Here is a 13,803-nt window from a genome sequence, read left to right as displayed (position 1 = left end):
CTGAGGGTGGGGGCGCGGGTCAGCGGTGGGCGGGCGCGGGGCCGCCGGGGTGCGGGGGATTCGCCGCGCTGCACACGCGCAGGAGGTCGATGTGGCGGCGGGAGGTGAGCAGCGGGCGCGCCGGCGCGGCGGCGCGGACGCCGTCGGTGCCGCGGTCCAGCCCTGAACAGCCCATGATTCCCTACCGGTTCACCAGGATTCGCCGTTCTGGAGTGTCGGCGCGGTCCGGGCGGGTGTCAAGACCGCCTTCCCGTCCGCCGTCCCGCCGGCGTGCTGTCCGCCACGCGCGACGGCACCGGCCCCGGGAGGCGGTTGCCTCGGTGGAGCCGGTGCCGTCGTACGCGGTGTGCCGGGGGCCTACTTGGCGCCGAGGCCGGCGTCGGAGACCTCGGGCTTGCCGGCGGCCTTGAGGACCTTGTTCAGGAGCGTCAGGTCGTAGATGCCGGCCAGGTCGGGCTTCTCCAGGAGCTTGGCCTTGACCGCCCAGTCCGACTCGGTCTTCAGCGTGCTCGCGAGCGGGTCGTCGGTGACGAGGATGCTCTGCCAGGCCGGGTCGAGGACCTTGGCGTCGAGTTCCTTGCCGCTCTCGGCCTTGAGCTTGGCGTTGGCGGAGGCCTTGGCCTTGTCGGGGTTGGCGTTGATCCACTCGTTGGTCTTGACGGTGCCCCTGAGGACCGCCTCGACGACGTCCGCGTGCTCCTTCAGGAACTTCTGGGACACGATGACGTTCGTGATGACGAACTTCTTGTCGGGCCACAGGGCCGTCTCGTCGAGGAGGACGCTGCCGCCGTCGGAGACGAGCTTGGAGGCGGTGGGCTCGGGCACCCAGGCGCCGTCGATGGAGCCCTGCTTGAAGGCGTCGGGGGTGACCTTGTTGTCGGTGCGGACGACGGAGACGTCGCCCTTGCCGGACTCGGGGTCGACCGTCCAGCCCTTCTCGGCGATCCAGTTGAGGAACGCGATGTCCTGCGTGTTCCCCTTCTGGGGGGTGGCGATCTTCTTGCCCTTGAGGTCGTCCAGGGTCTTGATCTTGTCCGGGTTCACGACCAGCTTGACGCCGCCGGAGGCGGAGCCGGAGATGATCCGCAGGTTGGAGCCCTTGGACTTGACGTAGCCGTTGATGGACGGCGAGGGCCCGATGAAGCCGATGTCGAGGGAGCCGCCGTTGAGGGCCTCGATCTCGGAGGGGCCGGCGTTGAAGGACTGCGGCTTGACCTTGGTGCCGTTCAGCTCCTTCTCGATCAGGCCCTCCTGGAGGCCGACCAGGGCGGTGGCGTGGGTCAGGTTCGGGAAGTACCCGATGCGGACCTCGGACGCGGAGAGCTTCTGCTGACCACCCTCGGACGCCGTGGCGCCGGCCGGCTTCTCGTCCTTCTTCTCGGCCTCGGAGCCGTAGCCGCAAGCGGTGAGCAGCAGGGGGAGCGTGGCGGTGACGGCGATGGCGCGCAGGGCGTTGAGCGATCTTGCGGCAGACACGGAGGTGTCCTTTCACGGGATGGGTTCAAGAGCTGAGACGGACGTCTCAAAGCCACCGGTACACACGGCACCCGCGCGCGGCGGTCGGTGGCCGGATCACGGTCGCAGGCTGGGGAACGGGTGGGCCGTCGGGCGGCCCCGGGAATCGAGGTCCGGCCGGCGTGACGGACGGGCGGGCGGCACGGCACCGGCTGGTGTGCGGCCGCCGGTTCAGGTCCGGTGAGGGCGGTCAGGCAGGCTGACAGATGGCGCTGGAGGTGCGGACCAGATCGATGTGCCGGCGGGAGATCAGGGACGGCGGCCGGTGTACGTGTACGTCTGCGTGATGCGGCATGCGCACGGCCTTCCTCCCTGGATCCCTAGTTTTCCCACCTGGTTGGTAGGCATCTTGGCAGACGGGGGCACCCGCCCCAAGAGGTTGACCAGATGGTGGACGCCGCTGTCTCGTCTTACGAGAAATCGCAGGTCAGAGGCTAGGGATTGGTCCAGGCTCCGGGGGCGTCCGCCAGCGCGGACACCGAGGAGGGCAGCTCCGACGACGCCACGTCCGCGAGCGACACCCCGTCGAGGATCTCGCGCACGTTGGCCCGCAGCGCGATCCACAGGGGGAGCAGCGACTGGGCGGGGCCGGAGTAGGAGAGGTCGGGCGGGCGGACCCCGCGCACCGAGACGAGGGGTCCGTCCACGACGCGGATGACGTCCGCGATGCTGATGGACCGGGCCGGCCTGGCCAGCCGGTAGCCGCCGTTGCCGCCGCGCTGGCTCAGCACGAGACCGCCCCGGCGCATGTCGTTCAGGATGCCCTCGAGGAACTTGTGCGGGATGTCCTGGGCGTCGGCGATGGCCTCGGCCTTCAGCGGTCCGTCGTCCTGCGACGCGGCAAGCTGCAGCGCGGCCCGTACCGCGTAGTCCGCCCTGGCTGAGATCCGCATGCGGACATTATCCCGTACGGCCCCGGCCGCCGTCCCGCGCGGGCCCCGCCTCAGCGGAAGGCCGCCGCCACCGCGCGGTGGGAGCCGTTGAGGTAGTGCTCGCCGATCGAGCGCAGCCGGTGCGCGACCGGGCGGTGGGCCGTCAGGACGCGGGCGTTGCGCCAGAACCGGTCCAGGCCCGGCGCGTCGGCGAACTCCAGCACCCTGGCGGTGATGTGCAGTGCGGCCTCCGACGTCACCGTCTCGGCGGTCGCGACCAGGGCGGCGACCCCCGCGGGATCCTCGGCGTCGAGCTGCTCCCCGGCGTCGAGGGCCTGCGCCATCACCTCCGTGGCCCGGTCGACCACCGCGGTGGCGGTCTGGGCGGCGGAGGCGAGCTCCCCGTAGGCGAGGAAGAGGTCCGGGTCGTCGCCGGGCGGCCGGTGCGCGCGGCCGCCCCGGCTGAGGTCGCGCGCCTCGGTGAGGGCGCCCTCGGCGATGCCGAGGCCGACGTGGCACAGGGCGAGCCGGAGCGCGGGCTCGGCGAGCGCGGTGAACGGCGCGGTCGACTCCTCGTCGTGCGGCCGGCGTCCCAGCACCTGACCGGGAGCGACGGCGACGCGGTCGAACACGACGGCGCCCGCGCCCGCGACGCGCTGGCCGAGGCGGTCGTGGGCGGGTTCGAGGGTCACGCCGGGCGCGCCGGGCGTGACCCGCACGACCAGGACGTCGCCCGTCACGGCGCACACGGCGTCCACCGCGATCTGGTCGGCGGCGGCCACCGCCGTGTCCACGGGGCGGCGCCCGCTCAGCACGTACCCCGGACTGCGCGGCCTCAGCGTGAGGTCCGGCGGGCCTGCCTCGCCGCCCGGGGCGGGCGCGCGCACCGCGCCGGTCCACAGCCACTGCTCGCGCGCCGACTCCTCCTCGAGGGCGGTGGCGTCGTGGTCGGCCGCGTAGAAGCGTCCGCCCCACGTGTGCACGTAGTGGCGGGCGAGCAGCTCGCCGAGCGAGCTGTCCGCCGCGCCTATCTCGCGTATGACGGCGCATCCGGTGCGCCAGTCCGCGCCCCGGCCCGGCCGGGGCGGGGTGAGCGCGGCGAGCAGGCCCGCCTCGCGCAGCCGGGCCGTCTCGTCGACCGGCGGCCGGCCGGCCTGCTCGCGGGTCACGGAGTCGGCGGCCAGGTCGTCCGCCACGTCGCGGGCGGTACGCAGGAGCGCGCGGCGCCGTGCGGCGTCGGACGGGCGGCCCGCGGTGCTCGGTGTCGTCGGCACCGGCGTCACCGACAGGCCCGGACGGCGCGGTACGGCGCGGGGGAGGGGCGTGGGACGTTGCCGGGAGGGAGGGCGGTGGTCATGTCGGCTGCTCCGGGACGTTGTCGGTGGCGCCGGCCGGTGGCCGGGAGGCCTGGGCACGCGCGAGGGGAGGAAGCCGGGCGGCGCCGGATCCCCACTTTTCCCATCGGATTGATAGGAATACTTGCCCGGAAGAACCCTCCGGGCAAGACCACGACCAGATCGTGGACAGGGCGGTCTCGCGATGAAAGACGCGGCAGCAAGAGCCTTACTGCGGGGACCGTTTGACGGAGCGGCAACACGACTGCCAACTTCCCTTAACGAGGCGGTCATTGTATGGCGCAACGGCCGGACATAGCGTTTTCGGCGGATACCGCAACAGGCATCGGCCCCCCTTCGCACGGCCGACCGGAAGGCGTATCCGGAAAGGCGTGATCCGACGTGCCGGCCTCCCCACCCCCAGCCGCATCCCGAGCGGCGGCTTCCGCACCGCTGCACCTCGCCGTCGCGCTCGACGGCGCCGGCCGGCACCCGGCCGCCTGGCGCGAGCCGGGTGCCCGGCCCGGCGAACTCCTCACGGCCCGCTACTGGGCCGACGCCGTGGCCGAGGCCGAAGCCGGCCTGCTCGACTTCGTCTCCTTCGACGACGCCCTCACCCTCCAGTCGTCCTCGCCGGACGGACCCGACGGACGCACGGACCAGGTCCGCGGCCGGCTGGACGCGGTGCTCACCGCGGCCCGCGTCGCCCCGCTGACCCGGCACATCGGACTCGTCCCCACCGTGACCGCCACCCACACCGAGCCCTTCCACATATCCAAGGCCATCGCCACCCTCGACCACGTCAGCCGGGGCCGCGCGGGCCTGGACGTCCGGGTGTCGCAAACCGCCCACGAACTGCGGCACTTCGGACGGCGCGCGGCGGCCCTGCCCGAGGACGAGGCGTACGACGAGGCCGCCGACCACGTCGAGGTGGTCCGGCGGCTGTGGGACAGCTGGGACGACGACGCCGAGATCCGGGACGTGGCCACCGGCCGCTTCGTCGACCGCGACAAGCTGCACCACATCGACTTCGAGGGCCGCCACTTCAGCGTCCGGGGACCGTCGATCACCCCCCGCCCGCCCCAGGGACAGCCCCTGGTCACCGCCGCGGCCGCCACCCGCGCGGCGTACGGTCTCATCGCCCGCTCCGCGGACGCCGGTTACGTCCCCGCGCACGACACCGACGCCGTGCGCGCCGCGGTCGCGGAGATCCGGCGGGCCCGGGAGACCGCCGGGCCCGCGGCGGAGCCCCTGCACCTCTTCGGGGACCTCACCGTCTTCCTGGACGAGGACGCCCCCGCGGCACACGCGCGCAGGGAACGCCTCGACGCCCTCGCGGGCACCCCGTACGGCGACGGCGAAGCCGTCTTCACCGGAACCCCCGCACAGCTGGCCGACCTGCTCCAGGACTGGCGGACGGCCGGCCTGACGGGCTTCCGGCTGCGGCCCGGCGGCATCTCCCACGACCTGCCCGCGATCACCCGGGCACTGGTGCCCGAGCTCCAGCGGCGCGGGGCCTTCCGCCGCGCGTACGAGGCGGACACCCTGCGCGCACTGCTGGGCCTGGCACGCCCGGCCGGCCGGTACGCAGCCCAGCCCGCCGCCTGATCCGGACCCGGAAGGACCACCATGAGCACCAAGCCGCTCAAGCAGATCCACCTCGCGGCCCACTTCCCCGGAGTCAACAACACCACCGTCTGGAGCGACCCGGCGGCCGGCAGCCACATCGACTTCGACTCCTTCGTCCACTTCGCCCGCACGGCAGAGCGCGCCAGGTTCGACTTCCTCTTCCTCGCCGAGGGACTGCGCCTGCGCGAACAGGGCGGCCGGATCTACGACCTCGACGTGGTCGGGCGGCCCGACACCTTCACCGTGCTCGCCGCGCTCGCCGCCGTCACCGAACGCCTCGGCCTGACCGGGACGATCAACTCCACCTTCAACGAGCCCTACGAGGTGGCCCGCCAGTTCGCCAGCCTCGACCACCTGTCCGCCGGACGCGCCGCCTGGAACGTGGTGACCTCCTGGGACGCCTTCACCGGCGAGAACTTCCGCCGGGGCGGGTTCCTGCCCCGCGAGGAGCGCTACTCCCGCGCCAAGGAGTTCCTGGCCGCCGCGACCGGGCTGTTCGACTCCTGGGACGGCACCGAGATCGTCGCCGACCCGGTCTCGGGCACCTTCCTGCGGGACGCCCGGGCGGGCGCCTTCACCCACCGCGGACCGCACTTCGACATCGAGGGCCACTTCAACGTGCCGCGCAGCCCGCAGGGCCGGCCCGTCGTCTTCCAGGCGGGCGACTCCGACGAGGGCCGCGAGTTCGCCGCCGCCCGCGCCGACGCGATCTTCGGCCGGTACGGGACCCTCGACGAAGGCCGGGCCTTCTACGCGGACGTCAAGCGCCGCCTCCCCCGGTACGGGCGCACGCCCGACCAGCTGAAGATCCTGCCCGCGGCCACCTTCGTACTCGGCGACACCGACGCCGAGGCACACGAGACCGCGCACGAGGTGCGCCGCCTCCAGGTCAGCGGACAGACCGCGATCAGGTACCTGGAGCACGTCTGGAACCGCGACCTGTCCGCCTACGACCCCGACGGGCCGCTGCCCGAGACCGACCCCGAACCCGGCGAGAACACCATCGCCCTCGGCCGGGCCAGCGTCCGTCAGTTCCGCGACCCGCGGGAGACCGCCCGGCAGTGGCGCGAGCTCTCCCGCGCCAAGAACCTGTCGATCCGCGAGCTCGTCATCGCGACCACCGCCCGCCAGACCTTCGTCGGCTCCGCCGCCACCGTCGCCCGGGCGATCGACGACCTGGTGCAGGCGGACGCCGCCGACGGCTTCATCCTCGTCCCCCACATCACCCCCGGCGGCCTCGACGTGTTCGCCGACACCGTCGTCCCCCTGCTCCAGGAGCGCGGCGTCTTCCGCACCGAGTACGAGGGCACCACCCTCCGCGACCACCTCGGGCTCTCCGTGCCCGCCCCCGCCCCCTCCGGCCTGTAAGGAGCCCGGCATGTCCGGCATCCCCCTCGGGGTCCTCGACCTCGTCCCCGTCCCGTCCGGCTCCACCGCCGCCGAGGCCCTGCACCACAGCATCGACCTCGCCCGGCAGACGGAGGCCTTCGGCTACGCCCGCTACTGGTTCGCCGAGCACCACCTCAACCCCGGCGTCGCCGGGACCTCCCCGGCGGTCCTCCTCGCGCTCACCGCCTCCGCGACCACGACGATCCGCCTCGGCTCCGGAGCCGTGCAGCTCGGGCACCGCACCGCCCTCTCCACCGTCGAGGAGTTCGGCCTGATCGACGCGCTCCACCCCGGCCGCCTGGACCTGGGCCTGGGCCGCTCCGCCGGCCGGCCCCCGCAGCGCGACCCCGCGGCGGCCGAGCCCTTCGAGGGGTGGACGCCGAACGGGCTGCGCATCCCGCCCCGCTTCTCCTTCGCGCACCTGCTGGGCCACCCGAGGGTCGCGCTCCAGCAGCGCCTGCTGAACCTGCCCGGTGCCCAGCCGCAGGACTACGCCGAGCAGGTCGACGACGTCCTCGCGCTGCTGCGCGGCGACTACCGCTCCCCGCAGGGCGTGGAGGCGCACGCCGTCCCGGGGGAGGGGGCCGACGTCCAGGTGTGGATCCTGGGGAGCAGCGGCGGGGTCAGCGCGGAGACCGCCGGCCGCAACGGACTGCGCTTCGCGGCCAACTACCACGTCAGCCCCGCCAGCGTGCTGGAGGCGGCCGAGGGCTACCGGGCGGCCTTCAAGCCGTCGGCCGGGCTGGACCGCCCGTACCTCACCGTGTCCGCCGACGTCGTGGTCGCCGAGGACGACGCGACCGCCCGCGAACTGGCGGCCGGCTACGCGCCCTGGGTGCGCAGCATCCGCACCGCCGAGGGCGCCATCCCCTTCCCCACGCCCGCCGAGGCGCGCGCCCTGCCCTGGACCGAGGCCGACCGGGAACTCGTCGCCGACCGGGTCGACACCCAGTTCACCGGCTCCCCGCGGACCGTCGCCGACCACCTGGAACGCCTCCAGGAGGCCACGGGAGCGGACGAGCTGCTGATCACCACCATCACGCACGACCACGCGGACCGGGTCCGCTCCTACCGGCTGCTGGCCGAGGAGTGGCAGCGCCGCTGACCGGCCGCGCCCGGCGTCCTGGTCGAGGCACCGTCCGGGGAATCGTAGACTCGACGGTTGTGGCGGACACCCAGTACGAAGACCTGTTGCGGCATGTGCTCACCTCCGGGACGGCGAAGGCCGACCGGACGGGCACCGGCACCCGAAGCGTGTTCGGGCACCAGCTGCGTTACGACCTCTCCCAGGGGTTTCCCCTGGTCACCACCAAGAAGGTGCACCTGAAGTCGATCGTGTACGAGCTCTTGTGGTTCCTGCGCGGCGACTCGAACGTCGGCTGGCTGCGGGAGCACGGCGTCACCATCTGGGACGAGTGGGCCGACGCCGACGGTGAGCTCGGACCGGTCTACGGCGTCCAGTGGCGGTCCTGGCCCACTCCCGACGGCCGGCACGTGGACCAGATCACCGAGGTGCTCGACACGCTCCGGCGCGACCCGGACTCCCGCCGGATGATCGTCTCCGCCTGGAACGTCTCCGAGCTGTCCCGGATGGCACTCGCCCCGTGCCACGCCTTCTTCCAGTTCTACGTGGCCGACGGCAAGCTCTCCTGCCAGCTGTACCAGCGCAGCGCGGACCTGTTCCTCGGCGTGCCGTTCAACATCGCGAGCTACGCCCTGCTCACCCACATGGTGGCGCAGCAGACCGGCCTCGAACCGGGCGACTTCATCTGGACCGGCGGCGACTGCCACATCTACGACAACCACGTCGAACAGGTCACCGAGCAGCTCTCGCGCACCCCGTACGACTTCCCCCGGCTGAAGCTGCGCCAGGCCGACTCGATCTTCGACTACGCCTACTCCGACGTGGAGCTGCTCGACTACCGGCACCACCCGGCCATCAAGGCACCGGTGGCGGTATGACCGTCGGACTGATCTGGGCGCAGACCCTCGACGGCGTCATCGGCGCCGGCAACACCATTCCGTGGCGGCTGCCCGAGGACATGGCGCACTTCAAGGCCACCACCCTCGGCCACCCCGTGGTGATGGGCCGCAAGACCTGGGACTCGCTGCCCCCGCGCTTCCGCCCGCTCGCCGGCCGGCGCAACATCGTCGTCACCCGCGACCCGCACTGGCGGGCCGAGGGCGCGCTGCGCGCCGGCTCGGTTCCCGAGGCCCTGGAGCTGGCGGCCGGCGCCGGCGAGACGTGGGTGATCGGCGGGGGCGAGATCTACCGGGCCGCCCTGGAGCACGCCACGGTGCTCTCGGTGACCGAGATCGACGCGAAGGTGGACGGCGACACCCACGCCCCCGTACCCGGCCCGGAATGGGCCGCCGGCGCGGACGACGCCTGGCGCACCTCGACGTCCGGGCTGCGCTACCGCATCCGCCGGTACACCCGCTAGCGCCACGGGGCCCCGGTGGCGGGCCGCCCTAGAGCCGCCCGGCCTCCTCGCGCAGGGCCCGGACGAGGGCCGTCACCAGGGGCCGGCCGCCGCCGCGGGCGGCGGCCCCGATGTGCCGCACCGGGCCCGGCGCCGTGACCGGGACCGCGCACAGGCCCGGGACCTCCGGGCCCAGCGCGATGGAGGGGATCAGCGAGACCCCGATGCCCGCGGCGACGAGCGAGCGCGCGAAGAAGTAGTCGGTGGTGGTCCCGCGCACCTCCGGATCGAATCCGGCGATCGAGGCGTACCGGCGCAGGTACGCCTCGGTGCGCAGGCAGCCGAGCACCCAGGGCTCGTCCGCCAGCTCGGAGAGGTCCAGGGCCCCGCGCCCGGCCAGCCGGTGTTCCCGCGGCAGGACCACGTACAGCGGGTCCTCCATGAGCGGGGTCCACTCCAGGCCGGAGCCGGAGCCGGCCCCGGGCCCGCCGGGCAGCGGGCCGTCGAAGCGGTAGGCGAGGGCGAGGTCCACGGCGCCCTGGCGGACCAGCGGCAGGGTGTCCTCGGGCTCGCCCTCCCTGATGTGGATCACGGTGCCGGGGTGCTCCGCCGCCAGCCGGGCGAGCGCGGCCGGCAGCAGCAGTCTGCCCCCGCTGGTGAACGTGGCCACGGTGAGCCGGGTACGGCCCGTGCCCAGCCGGTCGACCTGCCGCCGCGCGTGCTCGAGCTCCGCCGCGACGGTCTCGGCGGCGCCGACCATGATCCGCCCGGCCTGCGTCAGGGTGACGCCGCGCGTGCTCCGGTCGACCACCCGTGCGCCGAGGCCGCGCTCCAGCGCGGCGATCTGCTGGGAGACGGCGGAGGGCGTCAGGCGCAGGGCCGCGGCGGCCCGGTTGAAACTGCCGTGCTCCGCTACCGCCCGCAGGACGCGGAGCCGCTGTACGTCGATCAACAGTTTTCCTTCATACGCGATCAGCAGATCATGACTTCTGCTGGTGACGATAGGCCTCCACGATGAGGGCATGCAAAAGATCATCGTCATCGGCGGAAGCCGCTACTTCGGAAGGCTCCTGGTCGAGCGCCTGCACGCCGCCGGGAACCGGGTCACCGTGGTCAACCGGGGCTCCACCCCGCCGCCCGAGGGGGTCGAGCACCTCGTCGTCGACCGGAACGACGAGAGCGCCCTGAGGGCCGCGCTCGACGGCCGCACCTTCGACGTCGTGGTCGACCAGGTCTGCTACACCCCCGTGCAGGCCGCCATCGCCGCCCGCACCTTCGCCGGCCGTACCCGGCGCTACGTCATGACCTCCACGATCGAGGTCTACGACCCCGCCACGGCCGCCCTCCCCGCCGTACCCGCCGGGACACCGGTTCCGGAGTCGGCCGTGGACCCGGCCGCCTGGCGGGTGGCCACGGACCTGCCCTGGCACGACGCCGTGTACCTGGAGGAGCACTACGCCGAGGGCAAGCGCCAGGCGGAGGCCGTCCTCACCGCCGCCGGCGGCTTCGCGTTCACGAGCGTACGCAGCGCCCACGTGCTCGGCGGCGGCGCACTGGAGTTCACCGGCCGGCTGGCGCACTACACCGGCCGCGTCAGCCGGGGCGAGGAGATCGCCGTGCACGCCCGGCCGCGGCCCACGGTCTTCATCCACCACGAGGAGCTGGCCGACGTGCTGCTGTGGGCGGCCGCCGCCGACTTCACCGGCCCCGTCAACGCCTGCTCCGACGGCCCGCTCGACGTGCACGGCCTCACCGCCGTCGTCGCCGCCCGGACCGGCCGGGAGCCGGTCCTGCGGACCGTCCCGGCGGGCGCGGACGCCTCCCCGTTCTCCTTCGACCGCCACTACGCCATGAGCAACACCCGCGCCAAGGAGCTCGGCTTCCGCTTCTCCCGCACCGCCGACTGGCTCCCCGGGGCCGTCGCCGAAGCCCTCACCGCCTGAGCGAACGGAGCCACCATGCGGTACCGCACCATCGGCCACCACACCGTCAGCGCCGTCGGCCTCGGCGCCATGCCCCTGTCCATCGAGCACCGCCCCGACGAGGCACGGGCCGTCGCCACCGTCCACGCCGCCCTCGACGCCGGCGTCACGCTCATCGACACCGCCGACAGCTACCACTGGCACGCCGGCGAGGAGGGCCACAACGAGCGGCTGATCGCCCGCGCCCTGGCCCGCTACGGCGGCGACACCTCGGGCGTCCTGGTGGCCACCAAGGGCGGCCGGGGACGCCCCGGAGACGGCAGCTGGACCGTCGACGCCACCCCCGCCCATCTCAGACGCGCCGCCGAAGCCTCCGCCCGGCGCCTGGGCGTCGACGCCATCGGCCTCTACCAGCTGCACAAGCCCGACCCGGCCGTCCCCTGGGAGGAGTCCGTCGGCGCGCTGCGCGAACTGCTCGACGCCGGCACGATCCGCGCCGCGGGCATCTCCAACGTCTCCCGCGCCCAGATCCTCCAGGCCCACCGGATCCTCGGCGACGGACTCGTCTGCGTACAGAACCGGTACTCACCGGCCGTCCGCGACGGCGAGGCGGAGCTGCGGCTGAGCACCCGGCTGGGACTGGCCTTCCTGCCCTGGAGCCCGCTCGGCGGCATCTCGCGCAGCTCCCTGGACGGCCCGTCGGGCGCCACCTCCGCCGGCACCCCGTTCCACCGCGTCGCCGCCGAGCGCGGCGTCAGCCCCCAGCGGGTCGCCCTGGCCTGGCTGCTGGCCCGGTCCCCGGCCGTCATCCCGGTGCCGGGAGCCGGCCGCCCGGCCTCCATCACCGACTCGGCCGCGGCGGCGGAGCTCACGCTGACCGGCGAGGAGCTGGCGCGGCTGGACGCCTTCAGGGGTGCAGCCGGCTCGTCCAGTCCGGCGGGACCCGCTCGGGAGGGCCCGGCGCCGGCTGCGTCGGCGGGTGCTCGGTCGGCGGGGTGAGCTCCGGGCCGCCCTGGAACAGGGCGTTCGTGGCGTAGTTCCAGTACCAGTCCTCGCCCGGCTCGAAGCTCTGCACCAGCGGATGACCGGTGGCCCTCCAGTGGGCGGTGGCGTGCTGGGCCGGGGAGGAGTCGCAGCAGCCGATGTGGCCGCACTGGGCGCAGCGGCGCAGGTGGAACCACCAGCCGTGCACCTCCTCGCACTCCACGCAGCCCGTGCCGGAAGGCGCGGCGCTCGGGTCGATCCCGGCGATCTCGCTCATGTGCTCTCCTCGGGGGTGTCCGGCGGTGTCAGGGGCAGCAGCACCTGGAAACGGGTGTCGCCGGGGACGGACTCGACCTGGAGGCTGCCGTGGTGCTTGCCGACCACGATCCGCCAGGAGATGTCCAGACCGAGCCCGGTGCCCTCGCCGACCGGTTTGGTGGTGAAGAAGGGGTCGAAGATGCGGCTGCGGATCTCGGCCGGCACCCCGGGCCCGGTGTCGCGGAACTCCACGAGCAGCCGGTCCCCCTCCCGCGCCGTGCGGACCGTCAGCGTGCCCTCGCCGCCGGTCTCCGCGATGGCGGACACGGCGTTGTCGATCAGGTTCGTCCACACCTGGTTGAGCTCGGCCGGATAGGCGGGCACGTCCGGCACCGACCGGTCGTACTCCTTCACCACCCGCACCCCGGGCCCGATCTTCCCGGAGAGCATCACCAGCGTGCTGTCCAGGAGCTCGTGGACGTCCACGACCCGGTGCGGGGCCCGGTCGAGCTGCGCGTACTGCCTGGCCGCGTCGACGAGGTGGGAGATGCGCGCGGTGGAGTCCTCGATCTCGCCCATCAGCAGCTCGGTCTCGACCGTGTAGCCGAGCCAGCCGATCGCCGCCGGCAGCAGGGCGCCGTCCACGGCCGCCGCGACCCGGTCCAGCCAGTCCGCGTCCAGCCCGGCCTGCACGAAGACCGGCGCGAGCCGCCACCCCTCCGGGAGGCCGTGGTCCTCCAGCCAGTCCGCCAGCTCGTCCTCCCGGTCGGAGGCCTCCAGCGGACTCAGCGCCGGGGCCTTCGCGACCCGCTCCACCGTCCGCTCCTGGATCTCGATGAGATCGGCGATGGCCTCGCCCGAGTAGCGGCCCTGGGAGATGTGCGCCAGCTTGTGCCGCATCTTGCCGACCCGCTCGCGCAGCGCGGCGGTGGCCCGGACGGCCGCCGCCGCCGGGTTGTTCAGCTCGTGGGTGAGCCCGGCGGACAGCGAACCGAGCGCCAGGAGGCGTTCGCGCTGCCCGATGGCCCGCTGGGTGTTCTTCGAACCGAAGAACAGCCCTTCCAGCAGGTGCGCCGCCATCGGGAACCACTCCCGCATGACGTCCGCGAACGACTGCGCCGGCAGCACGAAGAACCGCGTCGGCTCCGTCACCCGCATGGAGTTGGTGTATGTCTGCGGCACCCGGTCGCCCAGATAGGCCTGCATCGCCCCCGAGTACACCCCGCGCTGCGAGGTACGGCTCACCTCGACGTCGTCGCCGCCCACCCGCCGCGACAGGACGACGGTCCCCTCGATCATCACGTAGAAACAGGTGGCGGGATCCCCCTCGGCGTACACCGGACCCGCCTCGAAGCGCTCCACCCGCCCCTCGGCGCACAGCCGCCCCAGCTGCTCCGGGGACAGCTTCTCGAACAGGAACAGGGACGCGATCTCGTGCGGCGCGCAGGGCATGACCTGCCCGCCGCCGCCCGGCCCG

General features: G+C 73.5%; 14 protein-coding genes. 7 read left to right on the top strand and 7 right to left on the bottom strand.

Annotated elements, in window-relative coordinates; all coding sequences use genetic code 11:
* Positions 1–19: 19 nt before the first annotated feature.
* The 4 genes from D1J60_RS37115 to D1J60_RS02605 all read right to left on the bottom strand — a co-directional run bounded on the left by D1J60_RS37115 (position 20) and on the right by D1J60_RS02605 (position 3,661).
* Positions 20–175, bottom strand: coding sequence for a hypothetical protein (locus D1J60_RS37115; protein ID WP_164720819.1), 156 nt, complete (start codon positions 173–175; stop codon positions 20–22).
* Between the two features lie 182 nt (positions 176–357).
* On the bottom strand, positions 358–1,476 hold the full coding sequence (locus tag D1J60_RS02615) for an aliphatic sulfonate ABC transporter substrate-binding protein (RefSeq protein WP_125819963.1): 1,119 nt from the start codon (positions 1,474–1,476) through the stop codon (positions 358–360).
* 473 nt (positions 1,477–1,949) lie between these two features.
* The gene (locus tag D1J60_RS02610) at positions 1,950–2,408 is read right to left on the bottom strand and encodes an Rrf2 family transcriptional regulator (RefSeq protein WP_125594666.1); all 459 of its coding nucleotides are present in this window, start codon (positions 2,406–2,408) and stop codon (positions 1,950–1,952) included.
* Positions 2,409–2,458: 50 nt separating this feature from the next.
* Positions 2,459–3,661: an acyl-CoA dehydrogenase gene (locus tag D1J60_RS02605; RefSeq protein ID WP_125819962.1), complete on the bottom strand. Its 1,203-nt coding sequence runs from the start codon at positions 3,659–3,661 to the stop codon at positions 2,459–2,461.
* A gap of 462 nt (positions 3,662–4,123) precedes the next feature.
* Here D1J60_RS02605 and D1J60_RS02600 point away from each other — a divergent pair, with 462 nt between their 5' ends.
* Genes D1J60_RS02600 through D1J60_RS02580 form a run of 5 tightly spaced genes read left to right on the top strand, consistent with a single transcriptional unit; the run spans position 4,124 to position 9,183 of the window.
* Positions 4,124–5,329, top strand: a complete 1,206-nt coding sequence (locus D1J60_RS02600) for an LLM class flavin-dependent oxidoreductase (protein WP_241253112.1) — start codon at positions 4,124–4,126, stop codon at positions 5,327–5,329.
* A 21-nt stretch (positions 5,330–5,350) separates the two neighbouring features.
* Positions 5,351–6,718 (top strand): NtaA/DmoA family FMN-dependent monooxygenase, encoded by a 1,368-nt coding sequence (locus tag D1J60_RS02595; RefSeq protein WP_125819961.1) that lies wholly within the window; start codon positions 5,351–5,353, stop codon positions 6,716–6,718.
* A 10-nt stretch (positions 6,719–6,728) separates the two neighbouring features.
* The gene (locus D1J60_RS02590; protein ID WP_125819960.1) at positions 6,729–7,844 is read left to right on the top strand and encodes an LLM class flavin-dependent oxidoreductase; all 1,116 of its coding nucleotides are present in this window, start codon (positions 6,729–6,731) and stop codon (positions 7,842–7,844) included.
* 59 nt (positions 7,845–7,903) lie between these two features.
* A complete protein-coding gene (locus D1J60_RS02585) occupies positions 7,904–8,701 on the top strand; it encodes a thymidylate synthase (RefSeq protein ID WP_125594670.1) in 798 nt (265 codons plus the stop codon).
* On the top strand, positions 8,698–9,183 hold the full coding sequence (locus D1J60_RS02580) for a dihydrofolate reductase (RefSeq protein WP_125819959.1): 486 nt from the start codon (positions 8,698–8,700) through the stop codon (positions 9,181–9,183). The genes D1J60_RS02585 and D1J60_RS02580 overlap by 4 nt, the downstream gene beginning before the upstream one ends.
* 28 nt (positions 9,184–9,211) lie before the next feature.
* Here D1J60_RS02580 and D1J60_RS02575 read toward each other — a convergent pair whose 3' ends face one another.
* Positions 9,212–10,114 (bottom strand): LysR family transcriptional regulator, encoded by a 903-nt coding sequence (locus tag D1J60_RS02575; RefSeq protein ID WP_125819958.1) that lies wholly within the window; start codon positions 10,112–10,114, stop codon positions 9,212–9,214.
* Between the two features lie 70 nt (positions 10,115–10,184).
* On the opposite strand from D1J60_RS02575, the gene D1J60_RS02570 reads away from it, so the two are divergent.
* Positions 10,185–11,105, top strand: coding sequence for an NAD-dependent epimerase/dehydratase family protein (locus D1J60_RS02570; RefSeq protein ID WP_125819957.1), 921 nt, complete (start codon positions 10,185–10,187; stop codon positions 11,103–11,105).
* A 15-nt stretch (positions 11,106–11,120) separates the two neighbouring features.
* The gene (locus D1J60_RS02565; protein ID WP_125819956.1) at positions 11,121–12,083 is read left to right on the top strand and encodes an aldo/keto reductase; all 963 of its coding nucleotides are present in this window, start codon (positions 11,121–11,123) and stop codon (positions 12,081–12,083) included.
* Here the strand turns inward: D1J60_RS02565 and D1J60_RS02560 are convergent.
* Both D1J60_RS02560 and D1J60_RS02555 read right to left on the bottom strand, forming a co-directional pair.
* Positions 11,992–12,345: a UBP-type zinc finger domain-containing protein gene (locus D1J60_RS02560; protein WP_125819955.1), complete on the bottom strand. Its 354-nt coding sequence runs from the start codon at positions 12,343–12,345 to the stop codon at positions 11,992–11,994. The genes D1J60_RS02565 and D1J60_RS02560 overlap by 92 nt on opposite strands.
* Positions 12,342–13,778: an ATP-binding protein gene (locus tag D1J60_RS02555; RefSeq protein ID WP_125823821.1), complete on the bottom strand. Its 1,437-nt coding sequence runs from the start codon at positions 13,776–13,778 to the stop codon at positions 12,342–12,344. The genes D1J60_RS02560 and D1J60_RS02555 overlap by 4 nt, the downstream gene beginning before the upstream one ends.
* Between the last annotated feature and the right edge of the window lie 25 nt (positions 13,779–13,803).

Origin of the sequence: Streptomyces sp. W1SF4 (assembly GCF_003950035.1) — a bacterium.
In the GTDB taxonomy this organism is placed as follows: Bacteria; Actinomycetota; Actinomycetes; order Streptomycetales; family Streptomycetaceae; genus Streptomyces; species Streptomyces racemochromogenes.
The sequence above is the reverse complement of the archived record's forward strand: the minus strand, read 5'-3'. Positions and strand labels throughout refer to the sequence as shown.